Origin of the sequence: Actinomadura scrupuli (assembly GCF_050971785.1) — a bacterium.
GTDB lineage: Bacteria > Actinomycetota > Actinomycetes > Streptosporangiales > Streptosporangiaceae > Actinomadura_E > Actinomadura_E scrupuli.
The window spans coordinates 746,971-764,875 of record NZ_JBPCCU010000003.1 but is presented as its reverse complement, the minus strand read 5'-3'; the positions used below and the strand labels follow the sequence as shown (position 1 = coordinate 764,875).

Genomic DNA, 17,905 nt, shown 5'->3' with positions numbered 1-17,905 from the left:
ATGCGGCAGGGCAAGTACCGATTCATCATCGGGTTCCTGGCGGCGCCGGTGACCCTCTACCTGGTCTTCGTGATCTGGCCGTACATCCAGACGGTCCAGATCTCGCTGACCAACTGGAACGGGTTCTCCGCGCCCACCTATGTCGGACTGGACAACTTCAAGACGTTGTTCCAGGACGACATCTTCTGGGCGGCCGTCCGGCACCACCTGCTGATGCTGCTTGTCCTGCCGCTGGCCACGGTCGTCATCGCCCTGTTCTTCTCCTTCCTGCTCAACGTGGGCGGGAAGCTGGAGGGCGGCCAGCTCAGGGGCGTCCGGGGCTCGGGCGTCTACAAGATCATCTTTTTCCTGCCCCAGGTGCTGGCGGTGGCCATCGTCGGGGTGCTGTTCCAGGCGATCTACCGGCCGGACCGCAGCGGAGTGGTCAACGGCCTGCTCGACAAGGTCGGCATCGCGCCGGTCGGATGGCTCACCAATCCGCACCTGGCGCTGTGGTCGATCATCGGCGTGATGGTCTGGCAGGCGGTCGGGTTCTACGTGGTGCTGTTCTCGGCCGGCATGGCCTCCATCCCCAAGGAGCTGTTCGAGGCGGCGGCACTGGACGGCGCGGGCAGGCTCACGCTGTTCTTCCGGGTCACCCTGCCGCTGCTGCGCGACACCCTCCAGGTCGGCTGGGTCTACCTGGGCATCGCCGCCTTCGACGGGTTCGCGATCGTGCAGGTGCTGTCGGTCGACCGGGGCGGGCCCGAGCACGCCACCACCGTGCTGCCGCTGGAGACCTGGCGCAACGCCTTCACCTTCGCCAAGGACGGGTACGCCTCCGCGATGGGCGTGGTGCTGTTCTTCATGACCCTGACCTTCGCCGCCCTCACGCTGCGCGTCACGCGGCGCGAGAGCATCGAGTACTAGGACCGGAGACATGGCTAGTCACACCGATACGATCCCGGCGGCCGGTCCACGGGCCGCGGCCGCCGCGGCGGGCGCCCGCAAGAGCCGGAAGCGCGAGCGCGCCAACCCGCTGCTGGGCCTGTCCCACGTGGCCCTGGTGCTCTGGGCGCTGCTGGTGATCATCCCGATCGTCTGGACCTTCCTGGCCGCGTTCAAGGACAACGGCGAGATCTTCGGGGATCCGTGGACGCTGCCGCACCACTGGGGCACCGCCTCCTGGACGCGGGCCTGGGGCAAGGCCAACATCGGCCGCTACATGCTCAACACCATCTTCATCGTGGCGGTCAGCACGTTCGGGACGATGCTGCTGGGCTCGATGGCGGCCTACGTCCTGGCGCGGTTCCCGTTCCGCGGCAACCGCTTCATCTACCTGATGTTCGTCTCGGGCATGACCTTCCCGGTCTTCCTGGCCCTGGTGCCGCTGTTCTTCGTGGTGAAGAACCTCGGCATGCTCAACACCTACCAGGGGCTGATCCTGGTCTACATCGCCTACTCGCTGCCGTTCACGGTCTTCTTCATGGCCGCGTTCTTCCGGACGCTGCCGAGCTCGGTGGCCGAGGCGGCGGCGATCGACGGGTGCAGTCACACCAAGACGTTCTTCCGCATCATGCTGCCGATGGCCAAGCCCGGCCTGATCTCCATCGCGATCTTCAACGTGATCGGCCAGTGGAACCAGTACCTGCTGCCGATCGTGCTGCTCAGCGGCGCGCCGGACAAACAGGTGATCACCCAGGGCGTCACCAACATCTCCACCAGCGCGGGCGCAGACGCCGACTGGCCGGGCATGTTCGCCGCCCTGAGCATGGCGATCATCCCGGTGATCATCGTGTACGTCATCTTCCAGCGGCAGATCCAGTCCGGCCTCACCGCCGGAGCGGTCAAGTAGGACGCTCCCGGCTCAGCCGCGGGCCGGGGCGGCCGGCTCGGGCTCCGGGCGCAGGGTGAAGGCCGCCCGGTAGGCGGTGGGGGTGAGCCCCACCTTGCGGAGCAGGTGGGCGCGCAGGGAGTCGGCGGTGCCCAGCCCGCTGAACCGCGCGACCTCGTCGACCGACAGCGACGTCGACTCCAGCAGCTCGCGGGCCCGCTCGACCCGCTGGTGCAGCAGCCACTGCAGCGGGCTCAGCCCGGTCTCGGCCCGGAACCAGCGGGTCAGGGTGCGGACGCTCACCCGGGCCTGGCCGGCCAGCTCGGCGAGCGTGACCGGCCGGTCCAGCCGCTCCAGCGCCCACGCCCGGGTGGCCGCCAGCGACTGGCCGCCCGCCTCCGGGAGCGGGGTGTCGATGAACTGCGCCTGCCCGCCGGGCCGTACGGGGGAGACCACGACGTAGCGGGCGACCTCGTTGGCGACGGCGGCGCCGAAGTCGCGCCGGATCAGGTGCAGGCACAGGTCGATGCCCGCGGCCAGCCCCGCCGAGCTGAGCACCGCGCCGTCGTCAACGAACAGCACCCGGGGATCGAGCAGCACGGCGGGGTAACGCTCGGCGAACTGCTCCGCGCGCTTCCAGTGGGTGGTGGCGCGGTGCCCGTCCAGCAGCCCGGCGGCGGCCAGCACGAACGCCCCGGTGCAGATCGACACCAGGCGGCGGCCGCCGGCGCGGGCGTCCCGCAGCGCCGCGAGCACGGCGGGGTCGACGCCCTCGCGGGCGTGCGTGCCCGGCACGATCACCGTGTCGGCGCGGGCCAGCTCGTCCAGGCCGTGCGAGACCAGCAGCGCCAGGTCGCCGGTGGTCTCGACCGGGCCGGGCACGGCGGTGCACACCCGCACGTCGTAGAGCGGCCGGCCGGCCCGTTCGGCGGCGCCCAGCACCAGGCCGGGGATCGTCAGGTCGAAACCCACGACCGGCGGCACGGCGAGGACCGCGACCCGGTGGACGTCGAACGTCATGGCCAGAACCTCCGGAACAATGGCATTCCAGCCACTTTCGCATGATCGGGGGTGTCGGGCAAAGTGGCCGGGTCGTCGCAGCCCCCGTCCCCGAGGAAGTGCCCATGCTCCGCAGGCCGCATCGTGCCTGGATCGTCGCCGGGGTGGCGTTCGTCGCCCTCGTCGGGGCCGCGGGCTTCCGCGCCACCCCCGGGGTGCTGATGGTGCCGCTGCAGGACGAGTTCGGCTGGTCCCGGGCGACCACCTCGCTCGCGGTCTCGGTCAACCTGGTGCTGTTCGGGCTGACGGCGCCGTTCGCCGCCGCGCTGATGGACCGGTTCGGCATCCGCCGGATCACCGCCTCGGCTCTCGTGCTGGTCGCGGCGGGCAGCGGGCTGACGGTCTTCATGAACGCGAGCTGGCAGCTCGTGCTGTGCTGGGGAGTGCTGGTCGGGCTCGGCACCGGCTCGATGGCGATGGTCTTCGCCGCCACCGTGGCCGGGCGCTGGTTCACCCGGCACCGCGGCCTGGTGGTCGGGGTGCTCACCGCGGGCGGCGCCGCCGGCCAGCTGGTGTTCCTGCCGCTGATGGCCTGGCTGGCCGAGCGCCACGGCTGGCGCAGCGCGGCGCTGGTGGTGGCGGGCGCCGCCCTCGCCGTGGTGCCGCTGGTGGTGCTGGTGATGCGCGAGCGCCCCGCGGACGTCGGGCTGCTGCCGTACGGCGCGACCCGCGCGGAGCCGGCCGCCCCGCCGGCCGGGGACGCGGCCCGGGTGGCCCTGCGCACGCTGCGCGCGGCGGCACGCAGGAAGGAGTTCTGGCTGCTGGCGGGCGGTTTCTTCATCTGCGGGGCCAGCACCAACGGGCTCGTCGGCACGCATTTCATCCCCGCCGCCCACGACCACGGGATGCCCGAGACGACCGCCGCCGGCCTGCTCGCCCTGGTGGGGCTCTTCGACGTCGTGGGCACGATCGCGTCGGGCTGGCTGACCGACCGGCTCGACAGCCGGCTGCTGCTCGGCTGGTACTACGCGCTGAGAGGGCTGTCCCTGCTGGCGCTGCCGATGCTGTTCGCGGCCTCACCGCACCCCAGCATGCTCGTCTTCATCATCTTCTACGGGCTCGACTGGGTGGCGACGGTGCCGCCGACCGTGGCACTGGCCCGTGAGGTGTTCGGCCCGGTGCAGGGCACGATCGTCTTCGGCTGGGTGTTCGCCTCGCACCAGCTGGGGGCGGCCGCGGCCGCCGCGGTGGCCGGCGCGCTGCGCACCTCGCTCGGCACCTACACCCTCGCCTGGTGGGGCGCCGGAGTGCTCTGCCTGTTCGCCGCGGGCATGTCGCTGTCCATCGGGCGGGGGGCCTCGGTGACCCTGCCGGCGCCCCGGCCTCAGGCCGAGGTGGGCGCCCAGCCGTAGCTGCGGGTGAAGCCCTCCGGGGTGACCCCCGGGCTCTCCATGTGCCAGACGAAGCCGTTGTCGTCCCACTGGTAGCCGTCGCGGCCGTGGTCGCCGGCGTGGCCGGCCGGCGACCCGCAGACCAGGCGCAGCCCGGAGCTGTGCTCGATGGTGTTCCGGCAGGAGGCGTCGGCCCGTTTCTGCATGCGCTCCGGTGCTCTCGTCGTGCGGCTGAGGAGAAGGGGACCGGGGAGGTGCCACCGGCCCGGTCCCCATCCAACCAGCCCGCCGCCGTGCCAGGGGGGCGAACCACGCGTGGCGGACGATGATCGGGCCCACCCGGCCGGGACGAACCGGATGGGCCCGGCGGAAGCGGTCAGGACCGGTAGGCGGCGCGCAGCGTGGCGTACGCCTCGGCCGGGGCGCCCACGTGGTCCAGGCCCAGCAGGGCGGCCCCCAGGATCGGGGGAGCGCCGGCGACCAGCAGCTCGGCCAGCGGCGCCACCGCCGCGTAGCGCCGCTCGATCGCCGCCATCAGCACCGGGTGCCGCGCCGTCAGCACGCCGCCGCCGAGGACCACCTCCACGGGCGTGCGGAGCAGCCCGAGGCGGCGCAGCGCGACGGCGCCGAGGGCCGCGACCTCCTCGGCCAGCCGGTCGGTGACCTCCAGCGCGCAGGGGTCGCCCGTGCCCGCCGCCGCCAGCAGCACCGGGGCGAGCTCCAGCAGCCGGTCGGGGGCGAACTCGCCCGTGTGCACGCCCAGGCCCACGTCCAGTGCGCTGTCCGCACCGAAGTGGGAGGCGACCGCCCCGCTGAGCGCGGTCCGGGGGCCGCGGCCGTCCTCGCCCCGCACGGCGTGCCACAGCGCCAGCTCACCCAGCTGTACCCCGCCGCCCCAGTCGCCGGTGATCGCACCGAGCGCCGGGAAGCGGGCCGTGCTCCCGTCCGGCCCGACGCCGACGCAGTTGATCCCGGCCCCGCAGACCACCGCGACCCCCCAGCCCGCGGAGGCGCCCGCCCGCAGCAGCGCGAAGGTGTCGTTGCCGACCGTGGCGGTCCGCGCCCAGCCGCGCGCGAGCAGCGCCTTGGTGATCGACTCCTCCTCGTCCGGCAGGTCGGCGTTGGCGAGGTAGGCCGCGACGTGGCTCAGCGTGGCACCGGTCGCGCCGGCCCGCTCCAGGGCGGTGGCCACGGTCACGGCCAGCGCCTCGACCGCCGCCTCCTCCCCGGCCTCGTACGGGCGGAAGCCGCCGCCGCGGGCCCCGGCGAGCACACCGCCGTCCTCGCCCACCACCGCCACGTCGGTCTTGCTGTTGCCCGCGTCGACGGCCAGGAGCAGTGGTGCGCTCACGCCCACCCCAGGTGGGCGCGGTTCGCCTCGACCAGGTCGCGGGCCAGCCGGCCGGCCGGCTCGAGCTGGCCGATCAGCGGATGGGCCAGCAGCGCGGTGGCGACCCGCTCGACGCCGCCGTACAGCGCCGCCTCGACCGCCAGCTCCTCGTAGGCGGCGACGTGCGCGACCAGCCCGGCCAGGAGCGGGCCGAGCGGCGCGGCCGGCAACGGTAGCGCGCCGCGCGCGGTGATGGTGGCGGGCACCTCGATGACCGCCTCGTCGGGCAGGAACGGCAGGGTGCCGGAGTTGCGCACGTTCACCACCTGGACGTCGCCCCGGTCGCCCAGCAGCGAGGTCACCAGGTCGACGGCGGCCTCGGAGTAGAACGCGCCGCCGCGTTCCTCCAGGAGCCGGGGCTTGGTGTCGAGCGCCGGGTCGGCGTACAGCTCCAGCAGCTCGCGTTCGATCGCCGAGACCTGCTCGGCCCGCGACGGGGCGCTGCGCTGCTCCTCCACCACCAGGTCGTGCTGGTAGAAGTAGCGCAGGTAATAGGAAGGGACGGCGCCCAGCCGGCGGATCAGCTCGACGGGCATCCCGAGCTCCCCGGCCACCCGCTCGCCGTGCTCGGCGAGCAGCCGCGGCAGCACGTCCTGGCCGTCCAGGCGGACGGCCCGTTCCCAGGTCAGGTGGTTGAGGCCCACGTGGTCCAGGCTGATCCGCGCCGGCTCCACGCCCAGCAGCCCGGCGAACCGGCGCTGGAACCCGATGGCGACGTTGCACAGCCCGATCGCCCGGTGCCCGGCGTCCAGCAGGGCGCGGGTGACGATGCCCACCGGGTTGGTGAAGTCGATGATCCAGGCGTCCGGGGCCAGCTCCGCCACCCGCCCGGCGATGTCGAGCACCACCGGCACGGTGCGCAGCGCCTTGGCCAGGCCGCCGGCCCCGGTGGTCTCCTGGCCGACGCAGCCGCACTCCAGCGGGAGCGTCTCGTCGACCTGCCGGGCCGCCTGGCCGCCGACGCGCAGCTGCAGGAGCACCGCGTCGGCGCCCTCGACGCCGGAGTCCAGCTCTGAGGTCCAGCGGACCCTCCCCGGGTGGCCCGCGCGGGCGAACATCCGCCGGGCCAGGCCGCCGACCAGCTCGAGCCGGTCGGCGGCGGGGTCGATGAGGACCAGTTCCTCGACCGGAAGAGTCTCACGCAGCCGCGCGAACCCGTCCACCAGCTCGGGGGTGTAGGTGGACCCTCCTCCGACAACGGCCAGTTTCAACCCTTGACTCCCGTCGACTTGATGGTGATGCCCTGCAGGAACGCCCGCTGGGCCAGGAAGAAGATGATGATCACCGGGGTCACCGTGACGAGCGTCGCCGCCATGGTGAGGTTCCACTCCACGTGGTGCTGGGCGCGGAAGGAGGCCAGCCCGATCGCGAGCGTCCAGTTGTCGGGGTTCTGGCTGGCGTAGACCAGCGGCCCGTAGTAGTCGTTCCAGGCGTAGAAGAATTGGAACAGCGCCACCGCGGCGATGGCCGGCTTGGCCATCGGCAGGATGATCCGCATCATCGTGCGGAACTCCCCGCAGCCGTCGACCTTGGCGGCGTCGGCGTAGTCCCGGGGGATGCCGATGAGGAACTGCCGCAGCAGGAAGATCGAGAACGCGTCGCCGAACAGCAGCGGCAGGATGACCGGCCACAGCGTCCCGGTCAGGTGGAACCGCGACCAGACGAGGTAGAGCGGCACCACCGTGACCTGCGGCGGCAGCATCATCGTGCTGATGACCAGCACGAAGGCGAGCTTGCGGCCGCGGAAGCGGAAACGCGCCAGGGCGTAGGCGACCGGCACGCTCGACACCAGCATGAACACCGTCGCCAGCACCGCGTACATCGTGGTGTTGCGGATCCAGGTCCACATCTCGCCGCTGAAGACGTCCGCGAAGTTGGACCACTCCCAGCGGTCCGGCCAGAGCCTGCCGGTCAGCGCGTCGCCGTCGCTCATCACCGCGGTGAGGAGCATGAACGCCAGCGGCGCCAGGAACATGATCGCCAACGCGATGGCGATGGCGTGCTGGGCGATCCAGTAGAGCGTCCGCCGGACCCGCGGCCCGCCGCGGCGGGCGGCCGGGCGGGCCGGCCGGGCCGGGGAGGGGCCCCGCGCCGGGACGGCGGCGCGCACGGCCCCGCCGGCCGGCCGGGGGCTGGTCACCTCGCTCATGCGGCCTCCTCGTCAAAGGCGCGGAAACTGCGCAGCAGGAACATCGTGAAGAACATCGAGACGGCGAACAGCAGCAGCGAGAGCACGCAGGCGTAGCCCATGTTGAACTGCCGGAAGCCCTCGTCGAACAGCCACTGCGGGAACGTCAGCGTCGACCCGTTCGGGTAGCCGGGCAGCAGCGTCTGGCCGGGCAGGTCCGTCTGGCCGCTGGCGACCTTGCCCGCGACCATCGCCTGGGTGAAGTACTGCAGGGTCTGGATCACCCCCGTGACGGCGGCGAACATCAGCACCGGCGAGATGGTGGGCAGCGTGATGCGCCGGAACTGCTGCCAGGCGCCCGCGCCGTCGATCGCGGCCGCCTCGTACAGCGACTTCGGCACGTCGAGCAGCGACGCCAGCAAGATGATCATGACGTCGCCGACTCCCCACAGGGCGAGCGTGGTCAGTCCCGGCTTGGCCCAGGTCGGGTCGTTGAACCAGTCCGGGGCGTGCAGGTGGCTGCCGAACACCCAGTTGACGGGGTCGAGGAGGATCCCGTCGATCATCGAGTTGATCGGGCCGGTCGCCGGGTTGAGCAGGAAGACGAAGGCGACCGAACCGGCGACGGGGGGCAGCAGGTACGGCAGGTAGAAGATCGCCCGGAGCAGGTTGCCGCCCCGCTTGATCCTGGTCAGCAGCTGGGCGATGCCCAGGCCGAACAGCACCCGCAACGGCACCATGACCGCGACCAGCCACAGCGTGTTGCGCATGGCCTGCCAGGCGTCGTGGTCCTGGAGCAGGAACCGGTAGTTCGTCAGTCCCACCCACTGCAGGTTGAACAGGTCGTAGCGGGTGAAGGAGAAGTAGAGCGTGGCGGCCAGGGGGTAGGCGAAGAAGATCCCGAACCCGATGAGCCACGGGGACATGTACACGAGGACCCGGAGGCGGTGGCGGCGCCGCTCACGCGACGCCGCCGTCCTCCGCACCCGCGTGAGCGTGGTGGCGGTCATGGCCGGGTCACCCTCCGGCGAGCTGGATCGCCTTGTCGACCTTGGTGGCCAGGTCGCGCAACGCCTTGTCGAGGTCGGTCACCTTGCCGGGCTCCCACTGCTCGGCCAGGAACTTCTGGGTGTCGGTGATGTAGGTGTTGGAGTTGATCGTGGGCGGGCTGCTCTTGCTGTGCGGGTTCTTGAAGATCTGGGTGAAGGTCTGGAACTGCGGCGGCAGCTTCAGGTCGGGGGAGGCCGCCGAGGCGTAGGTGCTGGGCACGTTGCCGAGCGCGTTGGCGAAGCCGACCAGCGAGCCGGTGTCGGTCGTGAGGTACTTGACGTACTCCCAGGCGGCCTGGGCGTGCGGGGAGCCCTTGGGGATGCCGATGAGCGTGCCGCTCAGGAAGCCGCTGCCGTAGAGGTCGGTCTTGTCGTCCGCGGTGACCACCGGGGCGGTGCCGTAGTCGAGCTTGGGCGCCTCCTCGGCGATGAACTTGGTACGCCACTCACCGTCGATGGCCATCGCGACCTTGCCGACCTCGAACGGGTTGTTCTTCTCGAACTCCTGGCCGAGGCCGTGCAGGAACTTCTGCAGCTTGGCGTGGCCGTAGAAGTCGACCAGGTCCTTGTCCCACTTGGCGAAGGCCTTGAACGCGGGGTCGGTGCCCAGGCTGGACTTGCCGTCCGGGCCGAACCAGGTGATGCCGAAGGTCGGCCCGAGCCGGTCCGGGATCATCTCGTAGTACGCCGCCGACGGGATGAACCCGGCCACCTTGATCGACCCGTCCGGGTTGAACGTCGTGAGCTTCTTGGCCAGCGCCGTCAGCTCGCTCGCGGTCTTGGGCACCGGGTTGTTCCCGAGCAGGGTCTTGTTGTAGTAGAGCCCGTAGGTGTCGGCGAGCAGCGGCATCGCGCACCGGGTGCCCTTGTACGCGGTGTAGTTCTGGATGGCCGTGGGGAACTGCCCGAGGTCGACGTTGTCCTTCTTGAGCCATGGGCCGAGGTCCTGCCAGGCGCCGCTGTGGCACCAGGCGCCGAGGCTGTCGGTGGTGAAGGAGGAGACCACGTCCGGAGGGTTGCCGCCCCGGATCGCCTGCGTGATCTTGTCGTCCTGGATGCCCTTGACCAGCTTGACGGTGATGTTGGGATGCGCGGCGTGGAAGGCCGCGGTGGCGTCGGTGATCGCCTTGACCTCGTGGTCGGCGGTCCAGCCGTGCCAGACCGTGATGGTCTGCGGCGCGTCCGCCTTGGGCCCGGCGCCGGTGCTCGCCGAGCCGCCGCCGGCGGTACACGCCGAGGTCAGTGCCAGTCCCGCGGCGGCCGTGGCCAGCGCGATCCGGTGCAGTGATGTACGCACTCCGGTTCTCCTTCGGGGGGATTACGTGACGGTGCTGGAGAAGACTTCGTCGCGGGTCTGGGCCAGGGCGAGATGCAGTGCCCCGGCCAGCACCGGGTTGCCGTCGACCGAGCTGAGCCGTAGCCGGGGCCGGGGGACGGTCATGGTGTGCAGCCGGCGTTCGATGAGCGAGCGCAACGCCTCCCCGCCGGCGAGCAGGACGTCGCCGGACAGGACGATCAGTTCGGGGTCGACCACCGCGACCACGTTGGCCAGCGCGGTGCCGAGCCGGCCGGCCAGCTCGGTCAGCGCGGCCGTGGCCCGGCCGGCCTCCTCCGCGGCCCGGCCCTGGGTGCGGCTCGCCACCGGCCCCGGGCCGTCTGCGGCACGGCTCCCGTCCACCGGCCTGCGGCCCGCCGCCGTACGGCCCCCGTCCGCCCGCGTACGGCCCGCCGCGGAGGGCGTGCGGCCGGCCGCGCCGGGGGGTGCGGCGGCCAGTGCGGCCGCGGCCCGGCCGACGGCCCTGACGGCACCGGTGCCGCGGAACCCGTGCTCGCGCATCAGCTTGAGGATCGCGGTGTTCCCGGCCGCCTGCTGCATGCCGCCGGTGTGGGCCCACCGGCCGCCGGGCGCGAGGGGGGCTCCGGCCAGCGGCATGTACGCCACCTCGCCCGCGCCGCCGTGGGCTCCCCGGTGCAGCGTGCGGCCGAGGACCACCGCCAGGCCGATGCCGTCGCTGACCCACAGCAGGACGAAGTCGCGGACCTCGGTGGCCTGCCCGCGGTCGAGCTCGGCGAGCGCGGCCAGGTTGACGTCGTTCTCGATGGACACCGGCAGGCCCAGCCCCGTGCGCAGCCGGCCGGTGAGGTCGGGCACGTGCCAGCCGGGCAGGTGGGCGGCGTAGGCCAGCCGCCCGGTCGAGGGATCGACCGCGCCCTGGATCCCGATGACGACCCGGTGCAGGTCCGTGAACGCGACGCCCGCCGCCCGTGCGGCGCCCTCGGCGGCCTCCCGGGTGCGGGCCACGACGTCCACCTTGGAGCGGCCCGGGGTGCGCAGCTCGTGCTCGCCGACGACCGTGCCGGTGAGGTCGGCGACGGCGGCGCGGATCCGGGCCGGCGAGACGTCCAGGCCCGCCACGTGGGCCGCCGCGGGGTTGATCCGGTAGACCTCGGCGGAGCGGCCCGTCGCGCCCTCCCGGGTCCCGTCCTGGACCACCAGCCCGGCCTGTTCGAGCCGGGACAGCAGCTGGGACGCGGTGGGCTTGGACAGGCCGGTCAGGCCCCCCAGCTCGGGCCGGGTGAGCGGCCCGTGGGCCAGCAGCATCTCCAGCGCCGACCGGTCGTTGATGGCCCGCAGCAGGCTCGGGGTGCCCGGCACCGGAGTGGCCAACCCCGCCTCCTTCGCAGGTCGGGCACCGTGCGCGCCCGTCAGGGTTAAGAAAGTTTCCTAACCTTGCGAGGAATGTAAAGGTCCCTACCAAACGCGTCAAGGGCGTATATCGGATCGTTGTCTGGCCGTCTCCGTCGTCTCCGTCGGCTCCGCGGTCTCGGCCGTCCGGGAGCGCCGCGGGTACGGGGCCGCGCCGGTCCCGGGCGGGGGAACGCAAGCGGTGGGGGGCCGCGCGGTGCGAGCCCCGCGCGGGCGGGGTCAGTGCGACGCGACGATGAAGGTGAGGTTGCCGAAGCCGATCTCGTCGCCCGGGCGGACCGCCGCCGGGCCGGTCAGCCGCCAGCCGTTGACCCGGGTGCCGTTCATCGAGCCCAGGTCGGAGATCATCCAGCCGTTCTCTCCGCGGTAGAGCTCGGCGTGAAACCGGGAGACGGTCAGGTCGGTGAGCACGAACTGGCAGGCGGGGGCGCGGCCGATGAGGATGCGGCTCAGCCCGGCGGGCGGCAGCGCGAACCGGGGAAGGCGCGGCGCCCGCCATGCCGACTCGACCCGGGCGGTCACCGAGGAGAACGAGGACACCAGCCCGGTCAGCCGGTTGACGATGCGGCTGCGCGGCGGCAGATCATGGACGATGTCGGCGAGTTCGACCTGGCTGCGCGCCCGCAGGACCTGGTCGACCCGGCGTTCGAACGTGTCGGTCGACATGCGGCCCTCGGCCACGCGATCGCGCAGGACCTCGAGAGCATGATCGCGTTCGACGTCGGAAGCCCGCAGCGGATATGAGGGCTGGCCGTCCATGACTGCGAGTATTCATATCGATTGCCCGGCTGTCCAGCGCAAGCCGCCGGACGGGGCCGGTGCTCTCGCCGGCGGCCCGGCCCGGACCGCCGGTCCCCGGGCCCCGGGCGGGGACGCCCCTTCGGGGCCGTACCGCTCCCGGCCCGGACACGGTCACCGGGCCGCAATGGGAGCGTGGTCATCCGCCCGCCCGGCCGCGGCCTGGGATCGGACGGTGTCCGGGACATGTTTTGATTGAGATATGGCAAACCCGGCGATCCTGACCATTGACGACGATCCGGCCGTCTCGCGGGCGGTGGCCCGGGACGTCCGGCGCCGTTACGGGGAGCGCTACCGGGTCGTCCGCGCGGACTCCGGGCAGGCCGCGCTGGAGGCGCTGCGGGAGATCAAACTCCGCGGCGAGCAGGTCGCCCTGATGCTCGCCGACTACCGGATGCCGCGCATGAACGGCATCCAGTTCCTCGAGGCCGCGATGGACCTGTTCCCGCTGGCCCGCCGGGTGCTGCTGACCGCCTACGCCGACACCGAGGCCGCCATCGACGCGATCAACGTCGTCGACCTCGACCACTATCTGCTCAAGCCCTGGAACCCGCCGGAGGAGAACCTCTATCCGGTGGTCGACTCGCTGCTGGAGGTGTGGCTGTCCACCTCCGATCCGGCGATCACCGAGACCCGGGTCGTCGGGCACCGCTGGTCCGCGCCCTCGTTCGCGGTCCGCGACTTCCTGGCCCGCAACCTGGTGCCGTTCCGGTGGCTGCTGGCCGACGAGCCCGAGGGAGGACGCCTGCTGGCGGCCGCGGGCCTGACGCCCGAGGAGGTGCCGCTGGTCGTCACCTCCGACGGCAAGTCGCTGGCCAACCCCTCCGAGGCGGATCTCGCCCGGCACGTCGGGCTCACCACCACCCCCGCCGCGGACTTCTACGACCTGGTGGTCGTCGGCGCCGGGCCGGCCGGGCTGGGCGCGGCGGTCTACGGGGCCTCGGAGGGCCTGCGGACCGTCCTGGTGGAGCAGCGCGCGACCGGCGGGCAGGCCGGTCAGAGCTCCCGGATCGAGAACTACCTCGGCTTCCCCGACGGCGTCTCGGGCGCCCAGCTCACCGAACGCGCCCGCCGACAGGCCCTGAAGTTCGGCGCCGAGCTGCTCAGCGCCCGGGAGGTCGTCGGCCTCGAGTGCGCGGGATCGGCCCGCCTGCTGCGGTTCGCCGGGGGTTCCCAGATCGCCTCGCACGTGGTGGTGCTGGCGACCGGGGTGTCCTACCGCATGCTGGACGCCCCGGGCCTGTCGGAGCTGACCGGCCGTGGCGTGTTCTACGGCTCTGCCTCGACCGAGGCGCCCGGCTGCGCGGGCGAGGAGGTCTACATCGTCGGGGGCGCCAACTCCGCCGGGCAGGCGGCGGTGCACTTCGCCCGCTATGCCCGGCGTGTGCACATGCTCATCCGGGGCGGTGACCTGGAGCGCTCGATGTCGCACTACCTGATCGAGCAGATCGAGGCCATCGACAACATCGAGGTCCATCCCCACACCGAGGTCGCCGCCGGTGAGGGCCAGGAGCACCTGGAACGGCTGATCCTGCGTGATCCTCGCTCGGGGGAGACCCGTACGGTGGACACCTCATGGCTGTTCATCTTCATCGGCGCCGAGCCGCAGACCGACTGGCTCGACGGGGTGGTGGCCCGCGACGAGCGCGGCTTCGTGCTCACCGGGCCGGACCTGGTGACCGAGGGCCGGCGGCCGCCGGGGTGGGCGCTGCCCCGTGACCCCTACCACCTGGAGTGCAGCCTGCCGGGCGTCTTCGCCGCCGGTGACGTGCGGGCCGACTCGGTCAAGCGCGTCGCGTCCGCCGTCGGTGAGGGCGCGATGGCGGTATCGCTGGCGCACCGCTATCTGGAGGCACAATGACCGGACGAAGGTGGCGGCATGACCGGCACGAGTGAACAGCAGACCCCGCCGCCTCCCGCCGAGGAGCGGCTGACCCCCCGGGAACTGCGCACGCTCTTCCTGTTCGAGTCCCTCACCGACGAGCAACTGGACGTGCTGGCCGAGCACGGCCAGGTGGAACGCTGGGCGGGCGGCACCGAGGTCTTCCGCGAGGGGGACCCGGCGACCTGCTTCTTCGTGCTGCTCAGCGGCGCCCTCGCGCTCAGCAAGCGCATCCACGGTGACGAGGTGGAGATCGTCCGCACCGAGCAGCGCGGGGCGTACGCCGGGATCACCCAGGCCTACCTCGTGGAGCGGGCCGAGCACGACGAGCAGGTCTACCCCAACACCATGCACGCCGTCACCGACGTGGAGCTGTTCCAGCTTCCCGCCGATCTGTTCGCCGGCTCGATCCGCACGTGGTTCCCGCTGGCGATGCACCTGCTGGAGGGCCTGTTCCTCAGCATGCGCAAGAACCAGACGATCATCGGCGAGCGGGAGCGGCTGATCGCGCTCGGGTCGCTGTCGGCGGGCCTGACGCACGAGCTGAACAACCCGGCGGCCGCCGCCGTACGGGCCACCGCCGTGCTGCGCGAGCGGGTCGCCGGCATGCGCCACAAGCTCGCCATGATCGCCGACGGCAGGCTCGACGGCACCCAGCTGCACGACCTGGTGGAACTGCAGGACGCGGCCGTCAAACGGATCGCGACCGCGCCGCCCCTGGGGGCCCTGGCGACCTCCGACGCCGAGGACGTCCTCGGCGACTGGCTGGAGGACCACGACGTGGTGGGCGGCTGGGACCTGGCCCCGACCCTCGTCGCCGGTGGCGTCGACACGCCCTGGCTGGACCGGATCGCCGGTGCGGTCGGGGAGGACAACCTCGAGTCGGCGATCCGCTGGCTCACCTACACGATCGACACCGAGCTGCTCATGGGGGAGATCGACGACGCGGTGACCCGCATCTCCACGCTGGTCGGGGCCGCCAAGCAGTACTCCCAGATCGACCGGGCCCCGCATCAGACCATCGACGTGCACGAACTGCTCGACGCCACGCTGGTGATGCTGCAGGCGAAGATCCCCGCCGGGATACGGACGGTCAAGGACTACGACCGGACACTGCCGTCCATCCCCGCGTACGCGGCGGAGCTCAACCAGGTGTGGACCAACCTCATCGACAACGCGGTGGGGGCGATGGGCCAGGCCGGGACCCTCACCCTGCACACCGAACGCGATCACGACCGGCTGGTGGTCGAGGTGCACGACACCGGGTCCGGCATCGCACCGGAGATCAGGCCGCGGATCTTCGAGCCGTTCTTCACCACCAAGCCGGTCGGTGAGGGCACCGGCCTCGGCCTGGACATCTCCTACCGCATCGTGGTCAACAAGCACCACGGCGACATCCGGGTGGAGTCCACGCCGGGCGACACCAGCTTCCGGGTGTACCTCCCGCTCACCTCCGACAGCACATGACCCCGGGCCGGGGGCGGAGGGCGGCTGACAGGCCCCGCCCGCCGCGACCTGGAGTCGGGTCCGAAAGGGGGCCATCATGGCGGTCATGGAGCGGCCCCGGAGCGTGACCGGCAAGGTCATGGCGATCCTGGACGCCTTCGCGCCCGGCGACCTCGGCCTCACCCTGGCCGAGATCTGCCGGCACGCCGAGCTGCCACCGGCCACCGGCCACCGGCTCGTCGGTGAACTGGCCGCCGGGGGCTTCCTGCGGCGCCGGGCCGACGGCACCTACGAGATCGGCATCCGGCTGTGGCGGATCGGCGCCCAGGCCTCCGCCGCCGCCGGACTGCGCGAGCTCGCCCTGCCGCACATGGAGGACCTCTACGAGGCGACGCACGAGAACGTGCAGCTCGCCCTGCTGCGCGACGGCAAGGCCCTCTATCTCGAACGCCTGCGCGGGCCCCGCTCGGTGCCCATCGTGACCCGGGTGGGCGCCGAGCTGTCCCTGCACGCCACCGGGGTCGGCAAGGTGCTGCTGGCCTTCGCCCCCGAGGACGTCGCGGAGAAGGCCATCGCCCAGGGGCTGGTCGCCCACACGCCGCACACCATCACCGACGCCGGGCGGCTGCGCGCCCATCTGCGCGAGATACGCCGCACCGGCTTCGCCGTCACCCGCGAGGAGATGACGCTCGGCTCCTGCTCGGTGGCCGCCCCCGTCCGGGACGCCGACCAGCGGGTCGCCGCCGCGCTGTCCGTCGTCGCCCGCAACAGCACGGCCGATCCGCGCCGGCTGGCACCCGCCGTCGTCACCGCCGCCCGGGCGCTGTCCCGCGACGTGGCCGCCCATTGGGGCACCACCGGCTGAGCCGCCGACGGAGTTTCCCGGCCGCGGCACCCAGCAGGCCCGTGGGCCACCCCGGAGGGAGGAGGAGCCGTGTCCCGCGCGAGGGCCGCGATCTCGGGGGTCCGCCAGGGGCCGCGCTACCCGCGCGTCTCGAGACGGAACAACGGGATCCTCCGGCCCGACCGGCGTTCATAGCCGCGTGCCCGCGGCCAGCGCGCGAAGGCCTCCTGGCGGGCGGCGCGGTAGTCCTCGCCGGCCAGTTCGCGGGCGATGATCCGGACACCGCGCCGCTCCCTGGGCAGCCACACCGCCGCGGCCGGATCGGCCCGCAGATTGGCGATCCAGTCGACCCGGGCCAGCCCGCCGGCGCCGCCGCCGACGAACAGGGCCCCGTCCGCGCCCTGCCAGTACGCCACCGGCGTGCGGCGGGTGCGGCCGGTCCGGCGGCCCGTGGTCTCCAGCACCAGCACCTGTGTCCGCCCGAGCAGCGCGATCACGCTCGTGCCGAGGTGACGCAGCGACGCCGACTCGACCCGGTTCGACATCCGCCACAGCAGCCGGGGCCCCATGGACCGAGGCTACGGTGTCTCCCGGGCGCGGGACCGGCGGCGGTCGTATCCTCGCCATCATGGCGCAAGAGGTCTGGTCCGCCGGCGACGCGTACGAGGCGTACGTGGGCCGGTGGAGCCGCCCGGTCGCGGAGGTCTTCCTGCACTGGCTGGAGGTGCCCGCGGGCCGGAGCTGGCTGGATGTGGGGTGCGGCACCGGGGCGCTGACCGGCACGGTGCTCGCCCTGGCCGATCCCGCCCGGGTCGTCGGCGTGGACACCTCCGAGGGATTCCTGGCCGGCGCCCGCGCTCGGATCACCGACCCGCGGTCGGCCTTCCACGCCGGGGACGCGCGGTCGCTGCCGTTTCCCGACCGGAGTTTCGACGCCGTGGTCAGCGGGCTGGCGCTCAACTTCGTCCCCGGGCCGGGCGACGCCGCGGCCGAGCTCGCCCGGGTGACCGCGCCGGGCGGAGTGGCCGCCGCCTACGTGTGGGACTACGCCGAGGGCATGGCGATGCTGCGGTACTTCTGGGATGCCGCCGTCGCACTCGATCCCGCCGCGGCCGAGCGGGACGAGGGCCGCCGGTTCCCGATGTGCCGGCCGGAGGCCCTGGGCGGGCTGTGGGCCGATGCCGGCCTGGAGCACGTGACGGTCCGGGCCATCGAGGTCCCGACCGTGTTCGCGGATTTCGACGACTACTGGAGGCCCTTCCTGGGCGGCCAGGGTCCGGCGCCCGGGTACCTGACGTCCCTGACCGAAGACCACCGGCGCGGGCTCCGTAACCTGCTGGGGGACCGCCTGCCCTCCGGCCCGGACGGCTCCGTCCCGCTCACCGCCAGAGCGTGGGCGGTACGGGGCGTGGCCGGCGAGGCGTGAACCGCCCGGCTCCGGCGATCCACGACGCGTGG

Annotated in this window: 17 protein-coding genes; 7 read left to right on the top strand and 10 right to left on the bottom strand. The window is 72.6% G+C overall.

The window, feature by feature from the left end; all coding sequences use genetic code 11:
- Both ACRYCC_RS17845 and ACRYCC_RS17840 read left to right on the top strand, forming a co-directional pair.
- Entirely contained in the window at window positions 1-909 is a 909-nt protein-coding gene (locus tag ACRYCC_RS17845) for a carbohydrate ABC transporter permease (protein ID WP_433813423.1), read from the top strand.
- A gap of 10 nt (window positions 910-919) precedes the next feature.
- Window positions 920-1,834, top strand: coding sequence for a carbohydrate ABC transporter permease (locus ACRYCC_RS17840; RefSeq protein ID WP_433813421.1), 915 nt, complete (start codon window positions 920-922; stop codon window positions 1,832-1,834).
- A 12-nt stretch (window positions 1,835-1,846) separates the two neighbouring features.
- Here the strand turns inward: ACRYCC_RS17840 and ACRYCC_RS17835 are convergent, their stop codons facing one another.
- Complete coding sequence (locus ACRYCC_RS17835) at window positions 1,847-2,833, bottom strand: GlxA family transcriptional regulator (protein ID WP_433813419.1); 987 nt, start codon at window positions 2,831-2,833, stop codon at window positions 1,847-1,849.
- 104 nt (window positions 2,834-2,937) lie between these two features.
- Here ACRYCC_RS17835 and ACRYCC_RS17830 point away from each other — a divergent pair, with 104 nt between their 5' ends.
- On the top strand, window positions 2,938-4,224 hold the full coding sequence (locus tag ACRYCC_RS17830; RefSeq protein ID WP_433813417.1) for an MFS transporter: 1,287 nt from the start codon (window positions 2,938-2,940) through the stop codon (window positions 4,222-4,224).
- Here ACRYCC_RS17830 and ACRYCC_RS17825 read toward each other — a convergent pair.
- From ACRYCC_RS17825 to ACRYCC_RS17790, 8 genes are all read right to left on the bottom strand, one after another.
- On the bottom strand, window positions 4,197-4,409 hold the full coding sequence (locus ACRYCC_RS17825) for a hypothetical protein (RefSeq protein ID WP_433813415.1): 213 nt from the start codon (window positions 4,407-4,409) through the stop codon (window positions 4,197-4,199). The two genes, ACRYCC_RS17830 and ACRYCC_RS17825, sit on opposite strands and share 28 nt — an antisense overlap.
- A gap of 170 nt (window positions 4,410-4,579) precedes the next feature.
- On the bottom strand, window positions 4,580-5,554 hold the full coding sequence (locus ACRYCC_RS17820) for an N-acetylglucosamine kinase (protein WP_433813413.1): 975 nt from the start codon (window positions 5,552-5,554) through the stop codon (window positions 4,580-4,582).
- On the bottom strand, window positions 5,551-6,804 hold the full coding sequence (locus ACRYCC_RS17815; protein WP_433813412.1) for a 6-phospho-beta-glucosidase: 1,254 nt from the start codon (window positions 6,802-6,804) through the stop codon (window positions 5,551-5,553). The genes ACRYCC_RS17820 and ACRYCC_RS17815 overlap by 4 nt, the downstream gene beginning before the upstream one ends.
- Window positions 6,801-7,742 (bottom strand): carbohydrate ABC transporter permease, encoded by a 942-nt coding sequence (locus ACRYCC_RS17810; protein WP_433813411.1) that lies wholly within the window; start codon window positions 7,740-7,742, stop codon window positions 6,801-6,803. Before ACRYCC_RS17810 ends, ACRYCC_RS17815 begins: the two co-directional genes overlap by 4 nt.
- A complete protein-coding gene (locus tag ACRYCC_RS17805; protein ID WP_433813409.1) occupies window positions 7,739-8,731 on the bottom strand; it encodes a carbohydrate ABC transporter permease in 993 nt (330 codons plus the stop codon). The genes ACRYCC_RS17810 and ACRYCC_RS17805 overlap by 4 nt, the downstream gene beginning before the upstream one ends.
- Window positions 8,732-8,738: 7 nt before the next feature.
- Entirely contained in the window at window positions 8,739-10,067 is a 1,329-nt protein-coding gene (locus tag ACRYCC_RS17800; protein ID WP_433813407.1) for an extracellular solute-binding protein, read from the bottom strand.
- 21 nt (window positions 10,068-10,088) lie between these two features.
- Entirely contained in the window at window positions 10,089-11,438 is a 1,350-nt protein-coding gene (locus ACRYCC_RS17795) for an ROK family transcriptional regulator (protein ID WP_433813406.1), read from the bottom strand.
- Window positions 11,439-11,696: 258 nt separating this feature from the next.
- Window positions 11,697-12,236 (bottom strand): FHA domain-containing protein, encoded by a 540-nt coding sequence (locus tag ACRYCC_RS17790; RefSeq protein ID WP_433813404.1) that lies wholly within the window; start codon window positions 12,234-12,236, stop codon window positions 11,697-11,699.
- Window positions 12,237-12,477: 241 nt separating this feature from the next.
- On the opposite strand from ACRYCC_RS17790, the gene ACRYCC_RS17785 reads away from it, so the two are divergent.
- The 3 genes from ACRYCC_RS17785 (at window position 12,478) to ACRYCC_RS17775 (ending at window position 16,468) form a co-directional block, all read left to right on the top strand.
- The gene (locus tag ACRYCC_RS17785; protein ID WP_433813402.1) at window positions 12,478-14,136 is read left to right on the top strand and encodes an NAD(P)/FAD-dependent oxidoreductase; all 1,659 of its coding nucleotides are present in this window, start codon (window positions 12,478-12,480) and stop codon (window positions 14,134-14,136) included.
- 18 nt (window positions 14,137-14,154) lie between these two features.
- Window positions 14,155-15,624: an ATP-binding protein gene (locus tag ACRYCC_RS17780; RefSeq protein ID WP_433813401.1), complete on the top strand. Its 1,470-nt coding sequence runs from the start codon at window positions 14,155-14,157 to the stop codon at window positions 15,622-15,624.
- A gap of 76 nt (window positions 15,625-15,700) precedes the next feature.
- A complete protein-coding gene (locus tag ACRYCC_RS17775; protein WP_433813399.1) occupies window positions 15,701-16,468 on the top strand; it encodes an IclR family transcriptional regulator in 768 nt (255 codons plus the stop codon).
- Window positions 16,469-16,584: 116 nt separating this feature from the next.
- Here the strand turns inward: ACRYCC_RS17775 and ACRYCC_RS17770 are convergent, their stop codons facing one another.
- Window positions 16,585-17,016: a nitroreductase family deazaflavin-dependent oxidoreductase gene (locus ACRYCC_RS17770; protein ID WP_433813397.1), complete on the bottom strand. Its 432-nt coding sequence runs from the start codon at window positions 17,014-17,016 to the stop codon at window positions 16,585-16,587.
- A gap of 59 nt (window positions 17,017-17,075) precedes the next feature.
- Between ACRYCC_RS17770 and ACRYCC_RS17765 the strand changes: the two genes are divergently transcribed.
- Window positions 17,076-17,873, top strand: coding sequence for a class I SAM-dependent methyltransferase (locus tag ACRYCC_RS17765; RefSeq protein WP_433813396.1), 798 nt, complete (start codon window positions 17,076-17,078; stop codon window positions 17,871-17,873).
- Window positions 17,874-17,905: the final 32 nt, after the last annotated feature.